Annotated in this window: 26 protein-coding genes; 12 read left to right on the top strand and 14 right to left on the bottom strand. The window is 58.9% G+C overall.

Features of this window, described 5'->3' with window-relative positions:
• Window positions 1–13: 13 nt before the first annotated feature.
• Window positions 14–2,575 carry a DNA mismatch repair protein MutS gene (gene mutS, locus SK53_RS12290; RefSeq protein ID WP_023323671.1) on the bottom strand — a complete coding sequence of 854 codons (2,562 nt, stop codon included), beginning with the start codon at window positions 2,573–2,575 and terminating at the stop codon, window positions 14–16.
• Window positions 2,576–3,079: 504 nt separating this feature from the next.
• Between mutS and SK53_RS12285 the strand changes: the two genes are divergently transcribed.
• Together SK53_RS12285 and SK53_RS12280 are read left to right on the top strand one after the other, a co-directional pair.
• Window positions 3,080–3,904, top strand: coding sequence for a winged helix-turn-helix domain-containing protein (locus tag SK53_RS12285; RefSeq protein WP_032610277.1), 825 nt, complete (start codon window positions 3,080–3,082; stop codon window positions 3,902–3,904).
• Window positions 3,904–4,386 (top strand): hypothetical protein, encoded by a 483-nt coding sequence (locus SK53_RS12280; protein WP_023314733.1) that lies wholly within the window; start codon window positions 3,904–3,906, stop codon window positions 4,384–4,386. Before SK53_RS12285 ends, SK53_RS12280 begins: the two co-directional genes overlap by 1 nt.
• Here the strand turns inward: SK53_RS12280 and SK53_RS12275 are convergent.
• The gene (locus SK53_RS12275; RefSeq protein ID WP_023314732.1) at window positions 4,371–4,634 is read right to left on the bottom strand and encodes a SymE family type I addiction module toxin; all 264 of its coding nucleotides are present in this window, start codon (window positions 4,632–4,634) and stop codon (window positions 4,371–4,373) included. The two genes, SK53_RS12280 and SK53_RS12275, sit on opposite strands and share 16 nt — an antisense overlap.
• 174 nt (window positions 4,635–4,808) lie before the next feature.
• Here SK53_RS12275 and SK53_RS12270 point away from each other — a divergent pair, with 174 nt between their 5' ends.
• The gene (locus SK53_RS12270; RefSeq protein WP_032610039.1) at window positions 4,809–5,153 is read left to right on the top strand and encodes a nitrous oxide-stimulated promoter family protein; all 345 of its coding nucleotides are present in this window, start codon (window positions 4,809–4,811) and stop codon (window positions 5,151–5,153) included.
• A 5-nt stretch (window positions 5,154–5,158) separates the two neighbouring features.
• Here the strand turns inward: SK53_RS12270 and SK53_RS12265 are convergent, their stop codons facing one another.
• The 10 genes from SK53_RS12265 to hypA all read right to left on the bottom strand — a co-directional run bounded on the left by SK53_RS12265 (window position 5,159) and on the right by hypA (window position 15,088).
• The gene (locus SK53_RS12265; RefSeq protein WP_048209526.1) at window positions 5,159–6,379 is read right to left on the bottom strand and encodes an MDR family MFS transporter; all 1,221 of its coding nucleotides are present in this window, start codon (window positions 6,377–6,379) and stop codon (window positions 5,159–5,161) included.
• A 15-nt stretch (window positions 6,380–6,394) separates the two neighbouring features.
• On the bottom strand, window positions 6,395–7,156 hold the full coding sequence (locus SK53_RS12260) for a siderophore ABC transporter ATP-binding protein EitC (protein ID WP_048209525.1): 762 nt from the start codon (window positions 7,154–7,156) through the stop codon (window positions 6,395–6,397).
• Window positions 7,156–8,193 carry a FecCD family ABC transporter permease gene (locus tag SK53_RS12255; protein ID WP_022651750.1) on the bottom strand — a complete coding sequence of 346 codons (1,038 nt, stop codon included), beginning with the start codon at window positions 8,191–8,193 and terminating at the stop codon, window positions 7,156–7,158. The genes SK53_RS12260 and SK53_RS12255 overlap by 1 nt, the downstream gene beginning before the upstream one ends.
• Entirely contained in the window at window positions 8,193–9,191 is a 999-nt protein-coding gene (locus tag SK53_RS12250; RefSeq protein ID WP_022651749.1) for a siderophore ABC transporter substrate-binding protein EitA, read from the bottom strand. The genes SK53_RS12255 and SK53_RS12250 overlap by 1 nt, the downstream gene beginning before the upstream one ends.
• Before the next feature lie 149 nt (window positions 9,192–9,340).
• Window positions 9,341–11,413, bottom strand: coding sequence for a formate hydrogenlyase transcriptional activator FlhA (gene flhA, locus SK53_RS12245; protein ID WP_023323668.1), 2,073 nt, complete (start codon window positions 11,411–11,413; stop codon window positions 9,341–9,343).
• A 62-nt stretch (window positions 11,414–11,475) separates the two neighbouring features.
• Entirely contained in the window at window positions 11,476–12,486 is a 1,011-nt protein-coding gene (gene hypE, locus SK53_RS12240) for a hydrogenase expression/formation protein HypE (protein ID WP_048209524.1), read from the bottom strand.
• Window positions 12,483–13,604: a hydrogenase formation protein HypD gene (gene hypD / locus SK53_RS12235; protein ID WP_045331298.1), complete on the bottom strand. Its 1,122-nt coding sequence runs from the start codon at window positions 13,602–13,604 to the stop codon at window positions 12,483–12,485. The genes hypE and hypD overlap by 4 nt, the downstream gene beginning before the upstream one ends.
• Window positions 13,605–13,607: 3 nt before the next feature.
• Window positions 13,608–13,880, bottom strand: coding sequence for a HypC/HybG/HupF family hydrogenase formation chaperone (locus SK53_RS12230; protein ID WP_003862132.1), 273 nt, complete (start codon window positions 13,878–13,880; stop codon window positions 13,608–13,610).
• Window positions 13,871–14,734, bottom strand: a complete 864-nt coding sequence (gene hypB, locus SK53_RS12225; protein ID WP_023323665.1) for a hydrogenase nickel incorporation protein HypB — start codon at window positions 14,732–14,734, stop codon at window positions 13,871–13,873. The genes SK53_RS12230 and hypB overlap by 10 nt, the downstream gene beginning before the upstream one ends.
• Before the next feature lie 3 nt (window positions 14,735–14,737).
• Window positions 14,738–15,088: a hydrogenase maturation nickel metallochaperone HypA gene (gene hypA, locus SK53_RS12220; protein ID WP_022651745.1), complete on the bottom strand. Its 351-nt coding sequence runs from the start codon at window positions 15,086–15,088 to the stop codon at window positions 14,738–14,740.
• Between the two features lie 210 nt (window positions 15,089–15,298).
• Between hypA and hycA the strand changes: the two genes are divergently transcribed.
• The 9 genes from hycA to hycI all read left to right on the top strand — a co-directional run bounded on the left by hycA (window position 15,299) and on the right by hycI (window position 23,079).
• Window positions 15,299–15,763, top strand: a complete 465-nt coding sequence (gene hycA / locus SK53_RS12215; RefSeq protein WP_022651744.1) for a formate hydrogenlyase regulator HycA — start codon at window positions 15,299–15,301, stop codon at window positions 15,761–15,763.
• 72 nt (window positions 15,764–15,835) lie between these two features.
• Window positions 15,836–16,444 carry a 4Fe-4S dicluster domain-containing protein gene (locus SK53_RS12210; RefSeq protein WP_017692772.1) on the top strand — a complete coding sequence of 203 codons (609 nt, stop codon included), beginning with the start codon at window positions 15,836–15,838 and terminating at the stop codon, window positions 16,442–16,444.
• Window positions 16,441–18,255: a formate hydrogenlyase subunit 3 gene (gene hycC, locus SK53_RS12205; RefSeq protein WP_048209522.1), complete on the top strand. Its 1,815-nt coding sequence runs from the start codon at window positions 16,441–16,443 to the stop codon at window positions 18,253–18,255. The genes SK53_RS12210 and hycC overlap by 4 nt, the downstream gene beginning before the upstream one ends.
• 1 nt (window position 18,256) lies before the next feature.
• Window positions 18,257–19,180: a respiratory chain complex I subunit 1 family protein gene (locus SK53_RS12200; RefSeq protein ID WP_048209520.1), complete on the top strand. Its 924-nt coding sequence runs from the start codon at window positions 18,257–18,259 to the stop codon at window positions 19,178–19,180.
• 15 nt (window positions 19,181–19,195) lie between these two features.
• Window positions 19,196–20,905, top strand: coding sequence for a formate hydrogenlyase subunit HycE (gene hycE / locus SK53_RS12195; protein ID WP_048209519.1), 1,710 nt, complete (start codon window positions 19,196–19,198; stop codon window positions 20,903–20,905).
• Between the two features lie 9 nt (window positions 20,906–20,914).
• A complete protein-coding gene (locus SK53_RS12190; protein WP_003862138.1) occupies window positions 20,915–21,457 on the top strand; it encodes a formate hydrogenlyase complex iron-sulfur subunit in 543 nt (180 codons plus the stop codon).
• Complete coding sequence (locus SK53_RS12185; RefSeq protein WP_003862141.1) at window positions 21,457–22,224, top strand: NADH-quinone oxidoreductase subunit B family protein; 768 nt, start codon at window positions 21,457–21,459, stop codon at window positions 22,222–22,224. Before SK53_RS12190 ends, SK53_RS12185 begins: the two co-directional genes overlap by 1 nt.
• Window positions 22,221–22,631: a formate hydrogenlyase maturation HycH family protein gene (locus SK53_RS12180; protein WP_003862143.1), complete on the top strand. Its 411-nt coding sequence runs from the start codon at window positions 22,221–22,223 to the stop codon at window positions 22,629–22,631. Before SK53_RS12185 ends, SK53_RS12180 begins: the two co-directional genes overlap by 4 nt.
• A complete protein-coding gene (gene hycI / locus SK53_RS12175) occupies window positions 22,624–23,079 on the top strand; it encodes a hydrogenase maturation peptidase HycI (RefSeq protein WP_003862145.1) in 456 nt (151 codons plus the stop codon). Before SK53_RS12180 ends, hycI begins: the two co-directional genes overlap by 8 nt.
• An 88-nt stretch (window positions 23,080–23,167) precedes the next feature.
• Here hycI and SK53_RS12170 read toward each other — a convergent pair whose 3' ends face one another.
• Both SK53_RS12170 and ascF read right to left on the bottom strand, forming a co-directional pair.
• Window positions 23,168–24,592 (bottom strand): 6-phospho-beta-glucosidase, encoded by a 1,425-nt coding sequence (locus SK53_RS12170; protein ID WP_045335695.1) that lies wholly within the window; start codon window positions 24,590–24,592, stop codon window positions 23,168–23,170.
• A gap of 18 nt (window positions 24,593–24,610) precedes the next feature.
• A complete protein-coding gene (ascF, locus tag SK53_RS12165; protein ID WP_023314719.1) occupies window positions 24,611–26,062 on the bottom strand; it encodes a PTS cellobiose/arbutin/salicin transporter subunit IIBC in 1,452 nt (483 codons plus the stop codon).
• Between the last annotated feature and the right edge of the window lie 39 nt (window positions 26,063–26,101).

The following is a 26,101-nucleotide window of genomic DNA, read 5'->3' as shown; positions in this document are numbered from 1 at the left end:
AGACCGCAGAAAACTAAACCAGACTCTTCAACCGATAAATCCACTCCAGCGCCTGACGCGGCGTCAGTGAATCCGGGTCGAGGTTCTCCAGCGCTTCTACCGCCGGAGAGGTCTCTTCCGGCACCGCCAGCAGTGACATCTGCGTACCATCTATCTGCGTAGCTGCCGCATTCGGTGACAAACTTTCCAGCTCACGCAATTTCTGACGCGCGCGCTTAATCACCTCTTTTGGCACGCCCGCCAGCGCGGCGACGGCCAGGCCATAGCTCTTGCTTGCCGCGCCGTCCTGCACCGTGTGCATAAAGGCGATGGTGTCGCCGTGCTCAAGCGCATCAAGGTGGACGTTAGCCACGCCTTCCATTTTCTCTGGCAGCTGTGTCAGTTCGAAATAGTGCGTTGCGAACAGCGTCAGCGCCTTGATTTTATTTGCCAGACTTTCCGCGCACGCCCAGGCCAGAGACAGGCCGTCATAGGTGGAGGTACCGCGTCCTACTTCGTCCATCAACACCAGACTGTTCTCTGTCGCGTTATGCAGAATGTTGGCGGTTTCGGTCATCTCGACCATAAAGGTAGAGCGACCGCTCGCCAGATCGTCCGCCGCACCCACACGGGTGAAGATACGGTCGATAGGGCCAATCTCAACCTTCTGCGCTGGAACGTAGCTGCCGATGTAGGCGAGCAGCGCGATAAGGGCTGTCTGGCGCATATAGGTACTTTTACCGCCCATGTTGGGGCCGGTAATGATCAGCATTCTTCGCTGCGGTGACAGGTTCAACGGGTTGGCAATAAACGGCTCGTTCAGCACCTGCTCAACCACCGGGTGGCGGCCTTCGGTAATGCGAATGCCGGGTTTGTCAGTAAAGGTCGGACAGGTGTAATTCAGCGTGTCGGCGCGCTCAGCCAGGTTTACCAGGACATCCAGCTCGGCCAGCGCAGCGGCGCTCAGTTGCAGGTCAGCCAGGTGCGGCATCAGGATGTCGAACAGCTCGTCATACAGCTGTTTCTCCAGCGCCAGCGCTTTACCTTTCGACGTGAGCACTTTGTCTTCGTACTCTTTCAGCTCGGGTATAATGTAGCGCTCGGCATTTTTCAGCGTCTGGCGGCGAACGTAGTGAATCGGGGCCAGGTGGCTCTGCCCACGGCTGATCTGGATATAGTAACCGTGTACCGCGTTGTAGCCGACTTTCAGGGTGTCGAGCCCCAGACGTTCACGCTCGCGGATTTCCAGCTTATCCAGATAATCCGTCGCGCCATCGGCCAGCGCACGCCATTCGTCCAGCTCTTCGTTGTAACCCGGAGCAATAACCCCGCCATCCCGCACCAGAACAGGCGGCGCATCAATGATGGCGCGTTCCAGCAGTTCGCGAAGCTCGGTAAATTCGCCCATGGTTTCGCGCAGCTTTTGCACTGGCGCGCTGTCGATCTCTCCCAGCTGAGCGCGCAGTTCCGGCAACTGCTGGAACGCGTGCCGCATACGGGCGAGATCGCGTGGACGCGCGGTGCGCAAGGCCAGGCGCGCCAGGATACGCTCAAGATCACCCACCTGACGCAGCACCGGCTGCAATTCGGTGTAACGATCCTGCAATGCGGCAATGGTTTGCTGGCGGCCAGTCAGCGTTTCGGTATTGCGGATCGGCATATGCAGCCAGCGTTTGAGCATACGGCTGCCCATGGGGGTAACCGTGCTGTCAAGAACCGACGCCAGCGTATTTTCCATGCCGCCAGCGAGGTTCTGCGTGATCTCCAGGTTGCGGCGCGTGGCGGCATCCATGATGATGCTGTCCTGCTGACGCTCCATGGTGATGGAACGAATATGGGGCAGGGCGGTACGTTGCGTATCCTTAACGTACTGCAACAGGCAGCCTGCGGCACACAGCCCGCGCGGGGCGTTTTCCACGCCAAAGCCAATCAAATCGCGCGTGCCAAATTGCAGGTTTAACTGCTGGCGCGCGGTATCAATTTCGAACTCCCACAGTGGACGACGACGCAGGCCGCGGCGACCTTCAATCAGCGCCATCTCGGCGAAATCCTCTGCATAAAGCAGTTCTGCCGGATTAGTGCGCTGTAGTTCAGCCGCCATGGTTTCACGGTCAGCCGGTTCACTCAGGCGAAAACGACCGGAGCTGATATCCAGCGTGGCGTAGCCAAACCCTTTACCATCCTGCCAGATCGCCGCCAGCAGGTTATCCTGGCGCTCCTGAAGCAGGGCCTCATCGCTGATGGTTCCCGGCGTGACGATGCGTACGACCTTGCGCTCAACGGGGCCTTTCGATGTGGCCGGGTCACCAATTTGTTCGCAGATAGCGACAGACTCGCCCTGGTTCACCAGCTTCGCCAGATAGTTTTCAACCGCGTGATGCGGGATACCCGCCATCGGGATGGGCTCGCCTGCCGACGCGCCACGTTTCGTCAGGGAAATGTCGAGCAGCTGAGACGCACGTTTCGCATCGTCATAAAAAAGCTCATAAAAATCGCCCATACGGTAAAAGAGCAGGATTTCCGGATGCTGCGCTTTCAGCTTCAGGTACTGCTGCATCATTGGCGTGTGGGCGTCAAAATTCTCAAGTGTGCTCATAAAATCCTGGTGTCCATGTTCTTAAATTTCAATGAGTTGTATTTTTTTGTTGTCTGGTTACATATCCGCTCATTGGAACTCATGAATCCTGCGTTTCATTCATCGATGTATGGCGACCATGATAACGAAGTCTGTATGGCAGGAAAACAGCAGGAAAGGGCTCTTTCTGTAAAATGCGTACCTCATTCCATCCTTGTAGCTAATCCGGCACTCAAGGTGCTGTCGCGCTGTACAGCGTTAATCCAAGCATACATCGCATTTAGCGTCCGTTACTCGTTATTACGTTCATCCCGCGGGTGAATATACTTTAAAAAGAGGCCCGACTATTAAATATTGCGATTGACTGTAAATCTGGTCCTTATCCGCGGCATTAATGTTCTGTCGGAACAGGTAAATGCGGAAGGAAAAAGTGATAACCCCCTGCTTTGACAAGGGTTGATCGCAGAGTATAATTACACTTCACCCCGGCAGTTAACTATTCTGTTTATCGTAAGCGAGCGGCATATGTTCTGGATAATTAACGATAAAATTAAATTTTGTCCAGAGAGGAATTTGCTGATTTCGTTGACCCGTCCTGACTTAAATGTAATTCTGACAACCCCTGCCAGCCGTTGTCTGAACCTTCTTTTAGAATCATTTCCAGAAGTCGTTACGCAGAAATACTTCTTTGATAAAGTCTGGGGCGAGGACGGCATGCTGGTTCCGGCAAATACGCTTTATCAGAATATCTCTATAATTCGACGCGGGCTCCGGACCACAGGAGAGACGGACGATACGCTGGTGGCGACGGTGCCGAGAAAAGGATTCCAGATAGAGAAAAATGTCAGGGTAACCCGCGTTGACACGGACTGTGTTGATGACGGAAAAAAAGCGACAGCGACGGGAGTGGAAACCTCTCCGGTTGAAACAAAGGATAAACCTGTCGAAAATATTCCCGTAATGCCGGGTGGGAGGAAAAAACAGCGTCAATTACGCCAGTATATTTTCCCGACAGCTTTAATGATAATCGCGTTTTGTGCCGGTTTCTTTGCGTTTCAATACCTTTTACATGATAACCCGGAAAAAGATTTTTTCAGGGATTATCCAATTACTCTTACACAGAACGGCTGTCATTTTTCCTCGCAAAACGATGATATTCGTGGCGTCGGCAACTTCAGGCGATTTATAAAAATCATTTTAGACACGGGGCTTGATTGTAAAAAATATCCGTGGGTCTATTTTTCCTCATCCAGCCATGCTCCGGCGCTTTCCGTTCTTGCTTGCAGAGAACCCTTTGAAATAAAAGCAAATGCCGGATGTATTTCGCTCTATTTTAGAGGACATCTCTGATGACCAAAAAGGCAACCGTTCTGTTGTTTCTGGTATTCTTCCTCGCTGGCGCACTGGCCGCATGGCTATACCGTCTACACCAGCAAAACAGTGAAAATACGGAGGCCTGTTCAGCGTCAATCGTCGTCTATCATGAGGATATTCGCGCTAACCTGACGATGGACTTCATGTACACGATGAAGAAGCAGACTGGCGTCATTGCGCTAAGCGGAGCCTATTATAAAAATGATAAACTTGCTGGCGTTATCCGCAGAGATGTCTCCTATGTATGGACAGAAAATAAAGACTCATTCCATTTTACATCGGTAAATATACATGACATTAATGGTCAGCAAACCGCACCAAATGAGATTATGAATGAAATTCTCCCTGACTTCTTTCTGTATCCGAAGAAAAACCTGAATTATTCCATTACGCAGCAGGGACCCCGTGGGTTTATGTTTTCTGTCGGAAAACGCCCTATTTTTTACTGCTCTCGCTGAACGACATGGCCGGGATGTCCATCATCCGGCTCTTTAATGAGTTCGATAATTATTTTACCCGGCCCGACCTCCACCCGAACCTGCGAATGGGTTAAAAAGCCTGCTTTTTCGAGCCAGTCCCCTTTCAGATTCAGGGCTGCGTGTACGCTGTAACGCGTTGGGATCTTGGTTTTACGATCTTCATGACGCTTTCTGAAATAACCCACTTTTAAGTGACGATACGGTTTGGTGATAGCCATTCCTTGCATAGATCCTCCGGTAACTGTTGGCAACGTGTGTTCAGACTGCCTGTATAAAATAACAGTAAAAACGCGTCAGGAAAGAGCGAAGACTGGAAGGCGCCTTCAGAAAACAGAATGCAACGACTGAAATCCCTTTTTTAAAATGGTATTCTGAATGCGTGTTATTGAGGGGGGATGAAAATGGCGGGGAAACGCATTGCGCGCGAAAAAGAGACGATCGCGAAAATGATCGCCCTGTATGAAAAAAACTGTCCGCAGGCGGTAAAGGATGAGGGCCATTATCAGGCGCTGAATGCCTACGCGGATAAGCGCCTGGATAAATGCATCTTTGGTGAGGAAAAACCCGCCTGCAAACAGTGCCCGGTGCACTGCTATCAGCCCGCCAGACGTGAGGAGATGAAGCAGGTGATGCGCTGGGCGGGGCCACGAATGCTATGGCGTCATCCGATTCTGACTCTTCGCCACCTTATTGACGATCGCCGTCCGGTTCCGGAACTGCCTGAAAAGTATCGACCTAAAAAATAGGCGCTTCAGCGCCGCAGCGGGCGGCAAATCACGCTCAGCGCGACCGCGCTGCACAGTGGAAACACCGCCAGCAGCAGCCACGGGTAAATGGCCTCCGTCGAGGGCACCAGCGCCTTATCCAGCAGGCTGCCTAAACCTAAATTCCCCACCAGCACCGCGATGCCGCCGGCGGTTGAGAGTGCGCCATAGTGCGCTCCAAGCGTTGACTCCTCGGCAAAGCGCGGGATCAAATCTTTAGCCGACGGCACCAGCAGCATTTGTCCGAGCGTCAGCAGCGTGACAAGGCTTGCAGAGGGCAGCAGGCGCAGCCAGCCCTCCGGCGGCTCCGTCGCGGCAAAGAGCGCCACGCTTGCAAACGAGGCGGAAAGCAGCAAAAAGCCCACCGGTAAGATCCGGACCGCGCCGACGTTTCGGGCGAAACGGGCAAGGGGCAGCTGCAGAACAATAATCAGCACCGAGGCCAGCATAAACAGCGGCCCCAGATCTTTTTCGTTCCCGCCGGCGCGTTGGATCTCCACCGGCAGCGCCAGATAGAGCTGGTTATAGCTTAACAGCCATGAACTGTAGGCAATGATAAAGGCGACGAAACGCGGCTGACGGAACGTCGTCCACCAGGGCAGAATTTTCAGCGGCTTCGTGCTGTGATGTGCCGCAGGCAGGCAGAAAAAGAGCACCACCAGCGCAACGATAAATATCCCTGCGCCTGCGAGCGCAACCTGACGAAAGCCCAGCTCCGTCAGCAGGGCCCCCATCACCGGGCCAAGAACGGCGCCAAGTTCACCGCACACCGCAAACAGCGCAAACCACTCCGCGCGGCTCCGTTTACCCTTCGCCTCGCTTTGCGTTCCCGCTTTGGCCAGCAGGGCTTCTATCGACGGTGAGAACAGCGCGCCGCCGACGCCCGTCAGACAGGCCCCCAGAATGACGGGCCACAGGGATTGCCCAAAGGCCAGCAGTAAATAACCCACCACGCGGACGATGCAGCCGCTGAGGATCACGCTCTTCGCGCCAAACCGGTCTGAAAGCGCGCCGCCAACAATAAACATCCCCTGCTGGGAAAAGGTGCGCAGCCCAAGCACCAGCCCAATCAGCCCGCCGGAGAGCAGCATATCGTCACGCAAGAAGATCGCGAGGAAGGGAACGACCGCGTAAAAGCCAATGTTAAACACGAACTGGCTGCCCAGCAGAACGGGCGGCCAGAGCGTGGTGGCAGTGCGAAGAGGCATCGTTTTAACTCACCCCTACACGATAAAATGGATGTGTTTTTTGCCGTGGTACGGCGAGATCTCGATTCTGGTTTTCACCCTGAAGACGTCCCAGAGTAGTTCCTCGGATAAGATTTCCTGCGGCGTTCCGGTCGCCACAATCTGCCCTTGCTGCATCACAATCAGCGAATCGCAGAACATGGATGCGTGGTTAAGATCGTGAATGGCGACGATGCTGGTCACCGGCAGCTCGCTGATGAGATGCATAAGCTGTATCTGATGATGAATGTCCAGGTGGTTGGTCGGTTCATCCAGCAGAATTTCGGTTGGCGCTTGCGCCAGCGCGCGGGCGATATGTACCCGCTGACGCTCGCCGCCGGATAAGCTCAGCCAGCCCTGTTCGCTGCGATCCAGCATATCCACGCGTTGCAGGGCGGCGGTGACGGTTTCGTCATCCTGCGCGCTCCAGTTTGAGAAGGGAGAATGGTGCGGAATTCGCCCCAGTTTGACGACGTCACGCACGCGCATATTGGCGTCGGTCATTCCGTGCTGTTCAACAAACGCCACGCGCCGCGCCAGCTGCTTTTTGGCAATGCGGGCAATGTCCTGTCCGTCCAGCGTCACGCACCCGGCATCCGGGCGGCGCAGACCTGCCAGTATGCGCAACAGCGAGGATTTACCGCAGCCGTTAGGGCCAAGCAGGCCCACCGTTTCGCCCCGGGAAACCGTCAGCGAAACATTATTCACAATGATCTTTTTACCTACCTTCCAGGTGATTTTCTCGGCGCAGATGCTCATTACTTATTCCTTGAGCGGTAGATAATAACGGCGAAGAACGGTACGCCAACCAGCGCGGTAACGACGCCAACCGGCAGGCTTTGCGGAGCAATCAGCATCCGCGAGGCGATGTCGGCCAGCACCATCAGGATCGCCCCCGCCAGCGCGCTGGCTATCAGCAGCGTGCGGTGCAGCGGCCCGAACAGGAAACGCATAACGTGCGGCACGACCAGCCCGACAAAACCAATAGAGCCCGCCATGCTGACGATGGTCGCGGTGATCAGGGCGGTGGTGGTAAACAAGGCCAGGCGCACCCAGGGCACGGCAATGCCCAACGAGGCGGCGGCATCATCACCGAACGTAAAGGCGTCCAGCGCACGGGAATAATAAAGACAGACGGCCAGCCCCGCCAGTACCACTACCAGCGCCAGCTGGAATTCCGGCCAGCGTACGCCGCTAAAGCTGCCCAGCAGCCAGAACATCACGTCGCGCGCCTGTTGCGCGCTGGCAGAGGTGCTGATGGTATAGGCGGTAATGGCGTTAAACAGCTGAGAGGCCGCTACGCCCGCCAGGATCGTGCGTTCATTGCCGCCGCGCGCGCCGTTGGTCAGGAAGGCGACGAAGGCAAAGGCGGCGAAGGCTCCGGCAAACGCGCCCGCAGAAAGCGACACTGCGCCGGTGCCGAGACCCAATACGACGACTGACACCGCCCCGGTTGACGCTCCCGCCGACACGCCGAGCACGTAAGGTTCCGCCAGCGCATTCTTCAAAAGGCTCTGCAATACGGCCCCGCAGATGGCCAACCCGGCTCCGCAGCAGGCCGCCACCAGCGCGCGGCTGAGGCGAAAGTCCCAGATGACGCTCTCGTAGATGCGGTTGAGCGGAACGTCAGTCAGCCCCAGCTTATTGCTGATGGCGTAGAACACGTTATTGAGCGGGATAGACAACTCACCGATGCTGACGCCAAGGGCGATCACCAGAAACAACAGCACGAAGGCGAGCAGGCATGACGTGGTCAGGAGCACCCCCTGCCGCATCTGAAGTACGGCGGTGGTCATCAGTTCAGTCCCAGTTTTCTGAGCTGTTCGCCGACCTGCTCAGCACCGTAAAGCGTGCGAATCGTCGGGTTCATGGCCTGGCCGTCCATCACCACAATATGACCCTTCTTCACCGCCTCCATCTGGCTGACGGCTGGATCGCTTTTCAGGAATTTGATTTTTTCTTCGGCGTTGTCCAGCGCCCAGCGGTTACGATCCAGGCTGGAGACCACAATCACGTCCGGATTAGCGGCAATAATACTTTCCCAGCCCACGGTCGGCCATTCGGTCTCAGAGGTAATGGCGTTATGGCCGCCCAGCACGTTAGCAATAAAGCCAGAGGCGCTGTTTTTGCCGCCGACATAGGCATCAGCCGAAGGTGAGGAGCTTGAGAACCAGAAAACAAAGGAGAGGTCTTTGTTGTTTTTGCCAAACTCCTGGCGCAGGTCGGCTTCACGTTTTTTGAAGTCGGCGATAACGGCCTGACCGCGCGCTTCCACGTTGAAAATCTTGGCGAAATCCTCAATCTCTTGATAAAGGTAGGTCATGTCCCACAGCGTCTGGCGGCTGCCGTACATGTCCCCTGCGGCTTTTTTGGTGGCGCACATGCCCGGAGATAAATAGCTGTTTACCCCAACGGTGGCCAGGTCTTCGCGTTTTGCGACCTTACTTTCCGGTCCGAGCAGCAGCGGCAGCTGTGCAGGAACAAAATCAGGGTTTTGCGCAAGAATGGATTCAAGTGTCGGAATTTCGACGGTCAGGGTTTTGATTTTTGCATTCTGCTCAGCCAGCTGCGGCAATACTTTGGTCGGCCAGAACGCGCTGGCTTTCACCTTATCTTCCAGACCCAGCAGAAGCAGGATCTCGACGGTATTCTGCCCCAGGGCCACAACGCGTTCCGGCGCTTTGGTGAAGGTTTCTTTATACCCGCAGTTTTCTATCGTGAGCGGGTACGTGGTAGCCAGAGCTGTACTCATTGATGCAACCGCCAGGCCTAACGCGCAGAGAACCTTTTTCATTAAACGCTACCTTCATTAAAATTATTTTGATGCAAATGAAACGCATTATTAAGGCGGAATTTTATACAGAGGAAAATATATTGTGTCAATGTGAGACAATTACGCAGAGTGATGAAAGGCGGCGCCATATACGGCGCCGGAATGACGGGTTAATTCAGGCTCTCTTTATCGATTCCCAGACGCTTCATGCGCGAGAGCAGGGTGGTACGCTTCAGCCCCAGCCGTTGCGCCGCGCCTTTCGGCCCGGCCACCACGCCGTTGGTCTCCCTGAGCACGCGCAAAATGAGCTGATATTCATCCTCTCCATCCTTCGCAACCTCGGTTGCGGCCACGGTCGTTTCCGCAAGAGAAACCTCCGGCAGGGACAGCTGAAGCACGTTCCCGCGCGTCAGCAGCACCGCGCGCTCGATGACGTTTTCCAGCTCGCGCACGTTCCCCGGCCACTCCATCGCCGAGAGTGTGCGTAGCGTTTCAGCAGGAATACTGTCGATATTTCGCCCCATCCGGCGGGCAATCTTCGCGGTAAAGGCTTTCACCAGCAGCGGAATATCTTCCGGGCGCTCGCGCAGCGGCGGCAGGCAGATCGGGAACACGTTCAGGCGATAGTAGAGATCGCTTCTGAACTCACGGTCTGCGACCATTTTTTTCAGATCGCGGTTGGTGGCGGCAATCAGACGCACGTCGGTCTGGATCAGCTTGTTGCTGCCGAGGCGCTCAAACTCCTGCTCCTGCAGCACGCGCAGCAGCTTGGGCTGGAGCTCCAGCGGCATATCGCCCACTTCGTCGAGGAACAAAGAGCTTTTATCCGCCAGCTCAAAACGGCCCAGCCGCTGGCTGCTGGCGCCGGTAAAGGCACCGCGCTCGTGGCCGAACAGGTCGCTTTCCAGTAAGCCAGCAGGCATCGCCGCGCAGTTCATCTTCACCATCCGGCGGCTGTTGCGGTTGCTCAGGTTGTGGATCGCCCGGGCAATCAGCTCTTTCCCGGTACCGGTTTCACCGAGGATCAGCACCGTGCTGTCGCTTTGCGCCACCATCTCCACCTGCTTGAGCACGCTGTACATGGCATCGCTGCGCCCGATGATTTCGCCAAACTCGCTGTCCACGTTGTTGAGCTGCTCGGTCAGCGCCAGGTTTTCGTCCACCAGCCGCTCCTTCAGGCGGTGGATCTCCTGATAGGCGAGGGCGTTATCCAGCGCGATGGAGATGCGCTCGGCGATCTGGCGCAGCAGCTTCAGGTTGGCGGTGGTAAATACGGCTTCATCGCACTGCGCCAGTTTGAGCACGCCGAGCATGGTGTTGCCGGACATCAGCGGCAGCAGGCACAGGGTCTGGATCTTGTTGCCCCAGGTGTTGAAGAGCATCCGCTCGTAGGGGGCTACCGGATCCTGTTCATTGAGATTGAGCAGCAGGATCTCTTTGCTTTTAAATACCCGCTCGGACAGCGTTCCCGCTTCGTCCACTTCGCTCTGCTCGTGCGCCGGGTTAGCTTCATCAAGGTAGTGGGTGGAGTAGATGTTCAGCTTGCCTTTCCGGTTGCCGCGTAGCGCAATGCTGATGGCATCGATTTTAAAATAGTGATGGATCTCTTTTGATACTTCGCTGACCAGCTCATCCATGTCCAGGCGGGAGAGCACGGCGTTGGTGATGGCAACCAGAATGCGGAAGTTATCGCGCTCGCGGCTCAGCAGGTCGTAGTCCACGTTATTGGTGACGCGGCTTTGGATCTGCTCCGCGACAACGGCCACAATCTGGGTAAAGGTGTGCAGGCGTTCGTACTCCGCCTCGCTCCAGGGCTGGTCGGTATCGCGGATAAACTCGCAGCCGCCAAAAATTTGCCCTTCCACCGCCAGCGGCAGCATGCTGTAGTGGCCGAACGGGTGGTAAAGGTTGCTCTCTGCCAGCTTCGGCCAGGCCTGGCGAAACTGGTCAAAATTGCAGTGCAGCGCTTCCGGGCGGGAGAGAATACGCCGCACCGGGCCGTGGGCAAGAAACGTTTCATCTTCATATTCGAAGATTTTGCCGTTATCACGCGTTGAGAAATAGCTCGCGCGGTGGGTTGCGCTATGCCAGAGCACAATGGCGGCGCTGTCCGCCAGCGCAGATTGCCTGACCAGCCGCGTCAGGGCATCGCTCAGTGCGCCGAGGTCGGGCTGTTGTAAAAGTGTGCGCGTGATGTCAAACAGGCCCTGCTGTCCAAGATCGCTCATCGGTGTATACGGCATTGTTGCTTTCCAATAGAAACTGGCAAAAAGAGAAATTCAGCGCTGACCGCTTTTGGCGCGGTCTAGCAAATTCGGGGTAACGGTTCAGCGTGCGGCAGATCCAGCGTACGCTTCACGCCGTAAAGCCCGGTCAGGCGCACCCCTTTGCGCTCAACCACGTCGCCGATGATGGCCGCGTCTTTCCCTAATGGATGCGCGCGCAGCTGTGCAAGTACGGCTTCGGCAGCCTGGCGCTCCACGCCGATCAGCAGCTTGCCCTCGTTGGCAAAGTTCAGCGGGTCGAGCCCCAGCAGTTCGCACAGGCCACGAACGGCAGGTCTGACGGGCAGGCTGCGCTCGTTAAGCTCAATACCACAGCCACTGCTGGCGGCAAACTCATGCACCACGGCATTCACGCCGCCGCGGGTGGCATCGCGCAGCGCTTTCACGCCGGGAACGGTACGCAGCGTCTGGATCAGCGGCGTGAGTACCGCGCAGTCACTGCGCAGTTCCCCGTCCAGCCCCAGGCCTTCGCGCAGGTTCAGGATGGTTGCCCCGTGGCAGCCCAGCGTGCCGCTGACAATCAGCACGTCGCCTGCGCAAAGCTGTTGAGCGCCCCAGTGAATATCGGCGGGGATCGCCCCCATCCCGGCGGTGTTGATAAAAAGCTTATCCGCCGCGCCGCGCTGCACCACCTTGGTATCCCCGGTGACGATAGCGATCCCCGCCTCGCGGGCGGTGTGCGCCATGCTGTTGACCACCGCCGTGAGCGTTTCCATCGGTAACCCTTCTTCGAGGATAAACCCGCAGGAGAGGTAGCGGGGGATCGCGCCGCTGACGGCGACGTCGTTTGCCGTGCCGCAGACGGCGAGCTTGCCGATATCGCCGCCCGGGAAGAACAGCGGGTCAATCACGTAGCTGTCGGTAGAGAACGCCAGCCTGTCACCGTGTGCGGTGAGGGTTGAGAGCGCAATGCGCGCCTGATCTTCCTGCTCGGCGAGCCAGGGATTGTCAAAGGCGTCCATAAACAGCCGGTTAATCAGCTGCTGCATCGCCTGTCCACCGCTTCCGTGCGCCATTTCCACCGTGTTCATGCTTCACACTCCTGGTTGCGATAGTGATACCACGCGGCGCATGCCCCTTCTGAAGAGACCATCAGCGCGCCAAACGCGGTTTGCGGGTTACAGGCGTTGCCAAATAACGGGCAGTGATGAGGTTTGCATTTTCCGGTGAGTACGTCGCCACAGCGGGCGCGGGGATCGTCGCACACCTGCTGCGGCTGCGGTCGGAAATGCGCTTCGGCGTCGAAGGCGCGATACGCGGGCGTCAGGTGCACGCCGGATTCGGCAATCAGCCCCAGTCCGCGCCATTCGCTGTCGCCTTCGACGCTAAACACGTCGGCTATGGCCTGCTGTGCCCGTCTGTTACCTGCATCGGGCACCACGCGGCGATACTGATTTTCCACCGCACTCAGGGCCGCTATTTTCTGCTCAACCAGCATGGTCACGCCTTGCAGTAGATCAAGTGGCTCGAAACCAGCCACCACTAACGGACGATTGTACTGTTCAGCGATAAAACCGTAGGCTTCTGTGCCGATCACCATGCTGACGTGGCCCGGCGCCAGAAACGCGTCGATACCGTTATCCGGCGCTTCCAGCAGGCTGCGCAGCGTGGGAATAAGCGTGATGTGCTGGCAGAAAAAGTAAAAGTTTGTGACGTTGCGGGCTTTCGCCTGCTGGAGGGTAATGGCGGTGGCGGGCATGGTGGTTTCAAAACCCAGCCCGAAAAAGACGACCTTACGCTCAGGATTAGCCATCGCCAGCGTCAGGGCATCCATCGGTGAGTAGACGATCCGCACGTCCGCGCCGCGCGCCTTCGCCTGGAGCAGCGAGCCATTTTTTCCCGGTACACGCATGGCGTCGCCAAAGGTACAAAAAATCACACCGGGGCGGCTGGCGATGTCGAGACAGCTGTCGATGCGCCCCATCGGCAGCACGCACACCGGGCAGCCGGGGCCGTGGATAAATTCGATGTTCTCCGGCAGCAGCTGGTCGAGGCCAAATTTAAAGATGGCGTGGGTGTGTCCGCCGCACACCTCCATGATCCGCAGCGGTTTTTCTTTCGTGTAGTCCAGCAGCGACGCGCGGGACTTCAGGCGATCGATAAGCTGCAACACCTGCTCAGGCGCGCGATATTCATCAACGTAACGCATGTGTTATCGTTCCTCCCCATACAGCAGGGCGCCCACGTCCGGCTCGACGTCAAACATATTCTGTAGCGCGTCCAGCGTGTCGCGGGCTTCTTCCTCATTAATCACGCTCATGGCAAAACCTACGTGGACCAGCACCCACTGGCCGAGACGCGATGCGCCGGTCTCATCGTGGCTGCCTACCAGCGTCAGGTCGACATCGCGCAGGATGCCGCAGACCTCCACTTTGGCCTGATTGCCGTCGATGGAATGAATTTGTCCGGGGACGCCTATGCACATCGTTCGTTCTCCAGCCAGTTCAGCCAGGCGTCCATCCCGTCGCCGCGCGTGGCGGAAACCAGCAGGATCTCAATGTCCGGATTCACTTCGCGGGCGTAAGCCAGGCACTTATCCACGTCGAAATTCAGGTACGGCAGCAGGTCGACTTTGTTCAGCAGCATGAGGGAGGCGGCGGCAAACATATGCGGATACTTCAGCGGCTTGTCTTCCCCTTCGGTCACGGAGAGTACCGCCACTTTATGCCGCTCGCCGAGGTCGAAGCTTGCCGGGCAGACCAGGTTGCCGACGTTTTCAATGAACAGGATGCCGTTGTTCGCCAGCGGCAGGCGCGGGGCGGCGTCGGCAATCATCTGCGCGTCCAGATGGCACCCTTTCCCGGTGTTGACCTGAATCGCAGGCGTACCGGTTTCGCGGATGCGCGCGGCGTCGTTTACCGTTTGCTGGTCACCTTCGATAACGGCGCAGGAGACACGTTTATTCAGCCGTTTGAGGGTTTCGGTCAGCAGCGTGGTTTTACCGGAGCCGGGGCTGGAGACCAGGTTCAGCACCAGCTGTTCGCGCGCGGCAAAGCGGGCGCGATTGCGGACGGCGAGCTGGTTGTTTTTATCCAGCACGTTAATCTCCACCTCCAGCATCTGGCGCTGGCTGATGCCCGGCGCGTGGGTGCCCGCTTCGCCGCGGCCGTAATGCAGGTCACCCGCGTCGGAACGCTGCGGCGCGAAGGTGATGCCGGTCAGTGCCGCCGCGGGACGCGGGGCAGGGGAAAAGGGCGCGGAGCGAAACGCGGAGTGGGGGCGGTGTTCATCCCCTTCGATATACAGGTTGCCTTCAGCGCAACCGCAGGTACTACACATACTTTACTCCTTCTCGATTTCGAGGCGTTGGATCTGCATACCGTCATCCGCCACGATGCGCAGCCCGCTGCTCTGGCACTGTGGACAGCGCTGTACCTTCGATGACAGCAGCGTGACGTACTCCTGACACTGTTCGCACCAGCACTCCGCCTGCTGCTCCTCGATATGCAGTGCGCAACCTTCCGCCAGCGTGCCGCGGCACACCAGCTCAAAACAGAAGGTGAGGGCGCTGGTCTCGACGCAGGAAAACGCCCCGACCTTCAGCCAGACGCCGGTCACGCGCTTCGCATGGTTCTGCACAGCCTGCTGTTCGATAAGTTCCAGTGCCCGCTGGCAGAGGGTGATTTCGTGCATGACGCCTCCTTAATGAATTGCCCCTTCAATGCAATAACAGTGCCAGCTTGATTTGCGTTACGGCGTGACGATGTCAACGCTGTCGAAATGACACGTCGACACCGCGGCGGTGACAGTACGTATCTTGTTAAAAGATATTTAAATCAACAGATTAAAAACTGGCACGAAAACTGCTTAACAGCCGCTAACTCCATTAACCGGATACCTTTTATGACTATTTGGGAAATTAGCGAAAAAGCGGATTACATCGCGCAACGTCATCAGCAGCTTCAGGATCAGTGGCACCTCTACTGCAACTCTCTGATTCAGGGGATCACCCTGTCAAAAGCCCGTCTGCACCATGCCATGAGCTGCGCGGCGCAGGGGGACATGCGCTTTGTGTTGTTTGGTCACTTCACGATTTTTGTCACCCTGGCGGAGAGCTTCAACAGCCACACCATTGAGTATTACGTTGAGACAAAAGAGGGTGAAAAACAGTGTATTGCGAAAGCTCAACTGATGGCCGACGGCATGGTGGACGGTCACGTCAGCAACCGCGATCGCCAGCAGGTGCTGGAGCACTATCTGGAGAAAATAGCGCCGGTTTATAACGGCCTCTACGCCGCCGTTGAGCACGATCAGCCGATCAACCTGAAACAGCTGATCGACGGAAAATCCTCCGCGAACGTGGCCTGAAAAGCGAGTGTCGAGAAGTGTCGATAAGACAGTTTTTTTCGTCAAAAATGACCATCACCAGAGGATGACCCGGTGAACCGTTTTGTAATTGCTGACTCGACGGTCTGTATTGGCTGTCGGACCTGTGAGGCGGCGTGCTCGGAAACGCACCGCCTGCACGGGCTACAGTCCATGCCGCGCCTGCGCGTCATGCGTAATGAGAAAGAGTCTGCCCCGCAGCTCTGTCACCACTGTGAAGACGCCCCGTGCGCGGGCGTTTGTCCTGTCAATGCCATCACCCGCGTTGACGGCGCGGTACAGCTGAACGAAAGCCTGTGCGTGAGCTGCAAGCTGTGCGGCATCGCCTGTCCGTTCGGCGCCATTGAGTTTTCCGGCAGCCGTCCGCTGCATATTCCGGCGAATGCCAATACCCCGAAAGCGCCGCCTGCGCCGCCGGCTCCGGCACGCGTGAGCACGCTGCTGGACTGGGTGCCGGGCATTCGCGCCGTTGCGGTGAAGTGCGACCTGTGCAGCTTCGATGAGCAGGGTCCGGCCTGCGTGCGGACCTGCCCGACCCGGGCGCTGGTCCTGGTCAACATCCGCGACATCGCTCGCACCAGCAAACGCAAGCGCGAGCTGACCATCAATACCGACGTCGGCGATCTTTCGCTGCTGCGGGCGCTTAACGAGGGGGCGAAATGAACGCGATAGTTATGATGACCAGCGGCGTGGCCTGGTTTGCCGCCGCCGCTGTCCTGGCGCTGCTCCTCGCCTTCCATAAAACGCTGAGCGGCGTGATTGCTGGTATCGGCGGGGCGGTCGGCAGCCTGATGACGCTGGCGGCGGGCGGGGTTGTCCTGATCGACGGGCAATCCGTCGACACCCTCATCCCGCTGATTCACCACGCCGTTGAGCTTACGCCGCTGAACGCCATCTGGCTGATAACCTTTGGCCTGTGCGGGCTGTTTATCAGCCTGTTTAATATCGACTGGCACCGCCATCAGCACACCAAAGCCAACGGCCTGCTGGTTAACCTGTTGATGGCCGCCGCGGTCTGTACCGTTGTCGCCAGCAACTTCGGCGCACTGGTGGTGATGGCTGAAATCATGGCCCTGTGCGGCGTGTTCCTGACCGGATGCAGCGCCTCCGGCAAGCTGTGGTTTGCGCTCGGACGTCTCGGCACGCTGCTGCTGGCGCTGGCCTGCTGGCTGGTGTGGCAGCGTTTTGGCACGCTGGATTTCGCCGCGCTTAACGGCCAGCCGCTGGGCAACGACGTCTGGCTGTTGGGCGTAGTCGGTTTTGGCCTGCTGGCCGGGATAATCCCGCTGCACGGCTGGGTGCCGCAGGCGCATGCCAATGCCTCAGCCCCGGCCGCTGCGCTGTTCTCCACCGTGGTGATGAAGGTCGGTCTGTTCGGCATCCTGACGATAACCCTGACGGGCAATCAGCCGCCGCTGTGGTGGGGCGTGGCGTTGCTGATTGCGGGGATGATCACCGCGTTCGTCGGTGGCCTCTACGCGCTGATGGAGCACAACATCCAGCGTCTGCTGGCGTACCACACCCTGGAGAACATCGGGATTATCCTGCTCGGCATGGGCGCAGGCGTCACCGGGCTGGCGCTCAACCAGCCGGCGCTGATTGCCGCCGGGTTTATTGGCGGTCTGTATCACCTTATCAACCACAGCCTGTTTAAAAGCACCCTGTTCCTCGGCGCGGGCAGCGTCTGGTTCCGCACCGGGCACCGCGATATTGAGAAGCTCGGCGGGATTGGCAAAAAAATGCCCGTCATTTCGCTGGCGATGCTGGTCGGGCTGATGGCGATGGCTGCGCTGCCGCCGCTGAACGGCTTTGCCGGCGAGTGGGTGATTTATCAATCCTTCTTCGCCCTCGGCCAGAGCGAGGCGTTTATCGGGCGTTTACTCGGCCCGCTGCTGGCGGTGGGCCTGGCGATCACCGGGGCGCTGGCGGCGATGTGTATGGCTAAAGTTTACGGTGTCACCTTCCTGGGCGCGCCGCGCACCCGAGAAGCGGAAAACGCCTGCTGCGCCCCGGTACTGATGACCACCAGCGTGGTCGCGCTGGCGCTGTGCTGCATCGCGGGCGGGGTTGCCGCGCCGTGGCTGCTGCCGCTGCTGGGCCACGCTATTCCGCTGCCGCTGGTCACGGCGCATACCGTCGTTTCCCAGCCGATGATGGCGCTGCTGCTGATTGCCGCGCCGCTCCTGCCGTTCGTGCTGATGCTGTTCTTCAGACGCGACCGTCTCGCCTCCCGCTCGCGCGGCGCGGCGTGGGCCTGCGGCTACGAACACGAGCAGTCGATGGTCATCACCGCCCACGGTTTCGCCATGCCGGTGAAAGAGAACTTTGCCGCCGTGCTGAAGCTGCGCCACTGGCTGAACCCGGTGGGCTGGGTGCCGGGCTGGCAGGGAGCCGCCGTGCCCGTACTGTTCCGCCGCCTGGCGCTGATCGAGCTGGCGGTGCTGGTGGTGATTGTCATTTCACGAGGAGCCTGACATGAGTCTGTTACTGGCAATTCTTCAGGCGCTGGTGCTGTTCGCCGCCGCGCCGCTGCTGTCGGGCATCACGCGCGTGGCGCGCGCCCGGCTGCACAACCGTCGCGGACCTGGCGTGCTCCAGGAGTACCGCGATCTCTTCAAACTGCTCTCCCGTCAGAGCGTCGCGCCGGATACCGCGGGCTGGGTGTTCCGCCTGACGCCGTTTGTGATGGTGGGCGTGATGCTGACCATCGCCACCGCGCTGCCGGTGGTGACGGTGGCGTCGCCGCTGCCGGTGCTGGGCGATCTGATTACGCTGATCTACCTCTTCGCCATCGCGCGTTTCTTCTTTGCGATTGCGGGCCTGGACACCGGCAGCCCGTTTACGGGTATCGGCGCCAGCCGCGAGGCGATGCTCGGCGTGCTGGTTGAGCCAATTCTGCTGCTGGGGCTGTGGGTCGCCGCGCAGGTTGCAGGCTCGACCCACATCAGTTTTATCACCGACACCGTTTACCACTGGCCGGTTTCACGTTCGCTCCCGCTGGTGCTGGCGCTCTGCGCCTGCGCGTTCGCCACGTTTATCGAGATGGGCAAGCTGCCGTTCGATCTCGCGGAAGCGGAGCAGGAATTACAGGAGGGGCCGCTCACCGAGTACAGCGGCTACGGCTTTGCGGTGCTGAAGTGGGGCATCAGTCTCAAGCAGCTGGTGGTGTTGCAGATGTTCGTCGGCGTTTTCTTCCCGTGGGGGCAGATGACGCACTTCTCTGCGGGCGGCCTGCTGCTGGCCGTGGTGGTGGCTGTGCTCAAGCTGCTTATCGGCGTGCTGGTCATTGCCCTGTTTGAAAACAGCATGGCGCGCCTGCGTTTTGTCGAAACGTCACGCATTACCTGGGCCGGGTTTGGTTTTGCATTTTTAGCGTTCGTCTCCTTGCTGGTGGCGTGATTAAAGAGAGTGTTTATGTCTGAAGAAAAGAAAGGTCAGCAGTATCTCGCCGCGTTGCATCAGGCTTTCCCGGGCGTGGTGCTGGAGGAGTCCTGGCAAACCAAAGACCAGATCACCGTCACCATTAAGGTGAACTATCTGCCGGAAGTGGTGGAGTTTCTCTACTACCAGCAGGGCGGCTGGCTGTCGGTGTTGTTCGGTAACGACGAGCACCAGCTGTGCGGCAGTTACGCGGTGTACTACGTGATGTCGATGGAGCAGGGCGAGAAGTGCTGGATCACCGTGCGCGTCGAGGTCGACCCGAATAAACCGGAATACCCGTCCGTCACGCCGCGCGTGCCTGCCGCCGTCTGGGGCGAGCGCGAAGTGCGCGACATGTACGGCCTGATGCCGGTTGGCCTGCCTGACGAGCGTCGCCTGGTGCTGCCGGACGACTGGCCGGATGAACTCTATCCGCTGCGCAAGGACAGCATGGACTACCGCCAGCGCCCGGCCCCAACCACCGACAGCGAAACCTACGAGTTCATCAACGAGCTGGGCAGCAAGAAGAATAACGTGGTGCCGATTGGCCCGCTGCACGTTACCTCTGACGAACCGGGCCACTTCCGCCTGTTCGTCGACGGCGAGAACATTATCGACGCCGACTACCGCCTGTTCTACGTCCACCGCGGCATGGAGAAGCTGGCGGAGACCCGCATGGGCTACAACGAAGTCACGTTTCTTTCTGACCGCGTGTGCGGCATCTGCGGCTTTGCCCACAGCACCGCCTACACCACCTCGGTGGAAAACGGCATGGGGATCGTGGTGCCGGAACGCGCGCAGATGATCCGCGCCATTCTGCTGGAGGTGGAGCGCCTGCACTCGCACCTGCTGAACCTCGGCCTGGCCTGCCATTTCGTCGGATTTGACTCCGGGTTTATGCAGTTCTTCCGCGTGCGCGAGGCGTCGATGAAGATGGCGGAGATCCTTACCGGGGCGCGTAAAACCTACGGCCTGAACCTGATCGGCGGGATCCGCCGCGACCTGCTGAAAGACGACATGATCCAGACCCGCCAGCTGGCGCAGCAGATGCGCCGGGACGTGCAGGAGCTGGTGGATATGCTGCTCAGCACGCCCAACATTGAGCAGCGCACCGTCGGGATTGGTCGTCTTGACCCGGAAATCGCCCGCGACTTCAGTAACGTTGGTCCGATGGTGCGCGCCAGCGGCCACGCCCGCGATACCCGCGCCGATCACCCGTTCGTCGGCTACGGCCTGCTGCCGATGACCGTGCACAGCGAGCAGGGCTGCGACGTCATCTCCCGTCTGAAGGTGCGCATCAACGAGGTATTCACCGCGCTGAACATGATCGACTACGGCCTCGATAACCTGCCGGGCGGCCCGCTGATGGTGGAAGGCTTCACCTACATTCCAAACCGCTTTGCCCTCGGCTTTGCCGAAGCGCCGCGCGGGGACGACATCCACTGGAGCATGACCGGCGACAACCAGAAGCTCTACCGCTGGCGCTGCCGTGCGGCGACCTACGCCAACTGGCCAACCCTGCGCTACATGCTTCGCGGCAACACGGTCTCCGACGCGCCGCTGATCATCGGCAGCCTCGACCCGTGTTACTCCTGCACCGACCGCATGACCGTCGTGGACGTGCGCAAGAAGAAAAGCCAGGTGGTGCCGTACAAAGAGCTTGAGCGCTACAGCATCGAGCGTAAGAACTCGCCGCTGAAATAAGGATTCGCCATGTTTACCTTTATCAAAAAAGTGATCAAAACCGGCGCGCAGACCAGCAGTTATCCGCTGGAGCCGATCCCGGTGGATAAAAACTTTCGCGGCAAGCCGGAGCACAACCCACAGCAGTGCATCGGCTGCGCGGCCTGCGTCAACGCCTGCCCGTCGAATGCCTTAACGGTGGAAACGGACCTGAAAACCGGCGAGCTGGCCTGGCAGTTTAACCTCGGGCGCTGCATCTTCTGCGGCCGCTGCGAGGAGGTCTGCCCGACAGTCGCCATTCGCCTGTCTCAGGAGTACGAGCTGGCGGTGTGGAAGAAAGAGGATTTCCTCCAGCAGTCGCGCTTTGCGCTGTGCAACTGCCGCGTCTGCAAGCGTCCGTTCGCCGTGCAAAAAGAGATCGACTACGCCATTGCGCTGCTGAAGCACAACGGCGACGTCCGCGCGGAGCATCACCGTGAAAGCTTCGAAACCTGCCCGGAGTGCAAGCGTCAGAAATGCCTGCTGCCGTCTGACCGCATCGATTTAACCCGCCATATGAGAGAGGCCAGCTGATGGAAAACTTACTCGGCCCGCGCGACGCTAACGGCATTCCGGTGCCGCTGACGGTGGAGGAGTCCATCGCCAGCATGAAGGCGTCGCTGCTGAAAAAAATCAAACGCTCGGCCTACGTCTATCGCGTGGACTGCGGTGGCTGCAACGGCTGCGAGATTGAGATCTTCGCTACGCTGTCGCCGCTGTTTGACGCCGAGCGCTTCGGCATCAAGGTGGTGCCGTCCCCGCGCCACGCGGATATCCTGCTGTTCACCGGCGCGGTCACCCGCGCGATGCGCTCGCCTGCGCTACGCGCCTGGCAGTCTGCACCGGATCCGAAAATCTGCATCTCCTACGGTGCCTGCGGCAACAGCGGCGGCATCTTCCACGATCTTTACTGCGTCTGGGGCGGTACCGACAAAATCGTGCCGGTGGACGTCTACATTCCGGGCTGCCCGCCGACGCCCGCCGCCACGCTGTACGGTTTTGCCATGGCGCTCGGCCTGCTGGAGCAGAAGATCCACGCCCGCGAGCCAGGCGAGCTGGACAACCAGCCAGCCACTATCCTGCACCCGGATATGGTGCAACCGCTGCGGGTGAAGATCGACCGCACGGCACGCAGGCTGGCGGGCTACCGCTACGGACGCCAGATTGCCGACGATTATCTGCGTCTGCTCAGCCAGGGCGACCATCAGGTAGCGCGCTGGCTGGAGGCCGAGAACGATCCGCGTCTCAATGAGATCGTGGCGAACCTGAACAACATTGTGGATGAGGCGCGTATCCGATGAGTGAAACGGTGGTGTTCAGCCAGCTGAGCCGTAAGTTTATTGATGAGAACGATGCCACGCCGGATGCGGCGCAGCAGGTGGTCTATTACAGCCTGGCGATTGGGCACCACCTCGGGGTGATCGACTGCCTGGAGGCTGCGTTAACCTGCCCGTGGCCGGAATACCTGGCGTGGATCGCCACGCTGGAGGAGGGCAGTACGGCGCGGCGCAAGATGGAGGGCGTGCCGAAGTATGGCGAGATCGTCATCGACGCCAACCACATTGCGATGCTCGCTAACGCCTTTGACGCGGCGCTGAGCGTACAAACCCCGGCGCAGCAGGCGTGGAGCAAAACGCTGCTCGGCATGCTGCACGATATTCATCAGGAGAGCGCCATCTACCTGATGGTGAGGAGATTACGTGACTGACGTTTTACTGTGTGTCGGCAACAGCATGATGGGCGACGACGGCGCGGGTCCGCTGCTGGCGGAACTGTGCGCCGCAAACCCGCCGGGCAACTGGGTGGTGATTGACGGCGGCAGCGCGCCGGAAAACGACGTGGTCGCCATCCGTGAACTGCATCCGGACAGGCTGTTAATCGTCGATGCCACCGATATGGGGCTTAACCCCGGCGAGATCCGCCTGATTGACCCGGACGACATCGCCGAGATGTTTATGATGACCACCCACAATATGCCGCTGAACTACCTGGTGGATCAGATCAAAGACGACGTGGGCGAGGTGCTGTTTTTGGGCATTCAGCCGGATATTGTCGGGTTTTATTACCCGATGACGCCGCCGGTGAAAGAGGCGGTGGAGGGGGTGTATTCACGGCTTGCCGGGTGGGTTGGAGATGGAGGTTTTTCTCCGCTCTGAGCAGTGCCGGGTGGCGGCTTCGCCTTACCCGGCCTACCAAACCCATCTCCCTCTCCCTGTGGGAGAGGGCTGGAGTGAGGGCAACAGGCTACTCGAGATCCCCCCCGTTACTCGCAATCACCTTCTTATACCATCCGAACGATTTCTTGCGTTTCCGTTCCAGCGTGCCGTTCCCGGCGTCGTCGCGGTCGACGTAGACAAATCCATAGCGCTTGCTCATCTCCCCGGTTGAGGCCGAGACCAGGTCGATGCAGCCCCAGGTGGTGTAGCCCAGCAGCGGAACGCCGTCCTCAATCGCGTCGCCCATCGCGCGGATGTGCTCGCGCAGGTAGCTGATGCGGTAGTCGTCGTTGATCTCGCCGTTTTCATCAATGACATCTTTCGCTCCCAGACCGTTTTCCACCAGGAACAGCGGCTTCTGGTAGCGGTCGTACATCATGTTCATAGTGATGCGCAGGCCGAGCGGGTCGATACCCCAGCCCCACTCGCTCACCTGAATGTGCGGGTTGCGCAGGGACTTCACGATGTTCGCCGCGCTGGTGTTGCCCGCGTTCATGTCCGCCGACGCGCAGCGCGAGGCGTAGTAGCTGAACGAGACAAAGTCGACGGTATTTTTCAGCAGTTCGTCATCGCCCGGGTCTTTCACAATCACGACGCCTTTTTCGCGGAATACGCGGGCAGAGTAGGCCGGATAGCTGCCGCGCGCCTGCACGTCGATAAAGAACAGGTTCTCGCGGTCTTTCTCCAGCGCCATCCACACGTCTTCCGGCTTGCAGGAGTAGGGATAGAAGTTACCGCCCGCCAGCATGCAGCCGACCTGATTTTCCGGGTTCACCTCGTGAGCGATTTTAGTCGCCAGCGCGCTCGCCACCAGCTCGTGGTGCGCGGCCTGGTATTTCACCTGGTCTTCGTTTTCACCTTCCTCAAACACCAGCCCCGCGCCGGAAAACGGGCTGTGCAGCATGATGTTGATTTCGTTGAAGGTCAGCCAGTATTTCACCAGCCCGTTAAACTCTTCGAAGCAGGTGCGGGCGTAGCGGGCGAAGAAATCGACCATCTTACGGTTGCGCCAGGAGCCGTACTCCGTCACCAGGTGCATCGGCACGTCGAAGTGGCAGAGGGTCACCAGCGGCTCGATGTTGTACTTTTTGCACTCCTCGAACACCGCGCGGTAGAAGGCAATGCCTTCCTGATTCGGCAGCGGTTCGTCGCCGTTCGGGTAGAGGCGGCTCCAGGCAATCGAGGTGCGGAACACCGTAAAGCCCATCTCCGCCATCAGGGCGATGTCTTCTTTGTAGCGATGGTAAAAATCAATCGCCTCGTGGCTCGGGTAGAATTCGTCGTCCCGCAACGAAAACCGTTTTTCCTTGCCGACTTTTACCGCCAGGCGGTTTGCGCCGTGGGGGATCATATCGACCGTCGTCAGTCCTTTGCCGCCTTCACGGTAAGCCCCTTCACTCTGGTTGGCGGCAAGCGCGCCGCCCCATAAAAATCCTTGTGGAAAAACAGACATTCTTACCTCGCTTTCAGTTTATGCTTCTGCTGCTTTGTTCTGTACCGGTGCGGTTTGCAGGGCGCGTGCTTTTTCGGCTTCGTCTTCTACCGGGATATCCTCAAACCCTAACAGCAGGGTCAGCACAAACGACAGCACCACTGCCAGACCCATCACGCCAAACACCCAGACGATGGTCATCGGGTTGGCCGGGTCGAAGAACTGCACGCTGGTAAACAGCCCCGGCGCCGCCATCGAATGGCTGGCAAGACCGGCCATTCCTGCCACCGCGCCGCAGATAAAGCCGCTGATCAGACTCGCAATCAGCGGACGCTTCAGGCGTACCGCCACGCCGTACAGGGCCGGTTCAGAGATCCCCGCCATGATGGCGGAGGCCGCCGCGGCCAGCGCCGTCTGGCGCAGCTCCGGGTTTTTGGTTTTCCACGCTACCGCCAGCGATGAACCGCCGAGCGACAGGTTGGCGCCGATTTCCGACGGCATCACCATCCCTTCTTTGCCGGTTTCGGCAATGGTCTGGATGATGGTCGGCGTAAACACGCGGTGCATCCCGGTCATCACCAGCAGCGGCCACAGCGCGCCCATAATGGCAACGGAGAGCCAGCCCAGATAGCCGTGAATGGTGTAGACCAGCGCGGAGATGGCGCTGCCGATCCAGATCCCGAGCGGGCCAATCAGTACGATGGCGAGCGGGGCGGCAATCAGCACGATCAGCATCGGCTTGAGGAAGTTTTTCGTCACCGCCGGGGTAATGCGATCCACCCAGCGTTCGATGTACGACAGGCACCAGGTCATCACCAGCGCCGGGATAACGGTATAGGTGTATTTCACCGCCGTCACCGGAATGAACGCGAACTCAACGTGCTCGCCCTGCGCGGCCTTGGCCATCAGCTCGATAAAGCTCGGGTGAACCAGCACGCCCGCGATGGCGATTGCCAGGGACATGTTGGTTTTGAACTTCACCGCCGCGGACGCCGCCACCATCAGCGGCAGGAAGAAGAACGCGCCGTCGCCGATAACGGTCAGGATCGTCAGCGTCGGGTCGCCTTTGCCCAGCACGCCGGTCATCTCAAGGATCATCGCCAGCAGCTTGACCATCGACCCGCCGATGATCGCCGGGATCAGCGGAGACATGGTGCCGATCAGCGCGTCGAGGATCCCGGCGCCAATCCGGCGCAGCGTGAGCTTCTGTGGACCTTCCGCTACGGCAGGTTGCAGGTTGGCGGGCAGCAGGCTCACCACTTCACGGTATGCCTGGGACACGGTGTTGCCGATGATCACCTGGCACTGGTTGTCGTTGCGCACCACGCCGAGCACGCCGCTGATGCTTTTCAGGCGCGCGGTGTCGGTAAGGCTTTCGTCTTTCAGAACGAAGCGCAGGCGCGTCATGCAGTGGGTGACGGCGACGATGTTCTCTTTACCGCCCAGCGCGCTAACAACGTCGTTTGCCAGCGCAGCGTAATTTTTTGCCATCGGATGTGATCCTGTTATCGTTGTGAGAAGTGTAGGAAA

It is taken from the genome of Enterobacter sp. MGH119, assembly GCF_001037675.1.
GTDB lineage: Bacteria > Pseudomonadota > Gammaproteobacteria > Enterobacterales > Enterobacteriaceae > Enterobacter > Enterobacter hormaechei_C.
The sequence above is the reverse complement of the archived record's forward strand: the minus strand, read 5'-3'. Positions and strand labels throughout refer to the sequence as shown.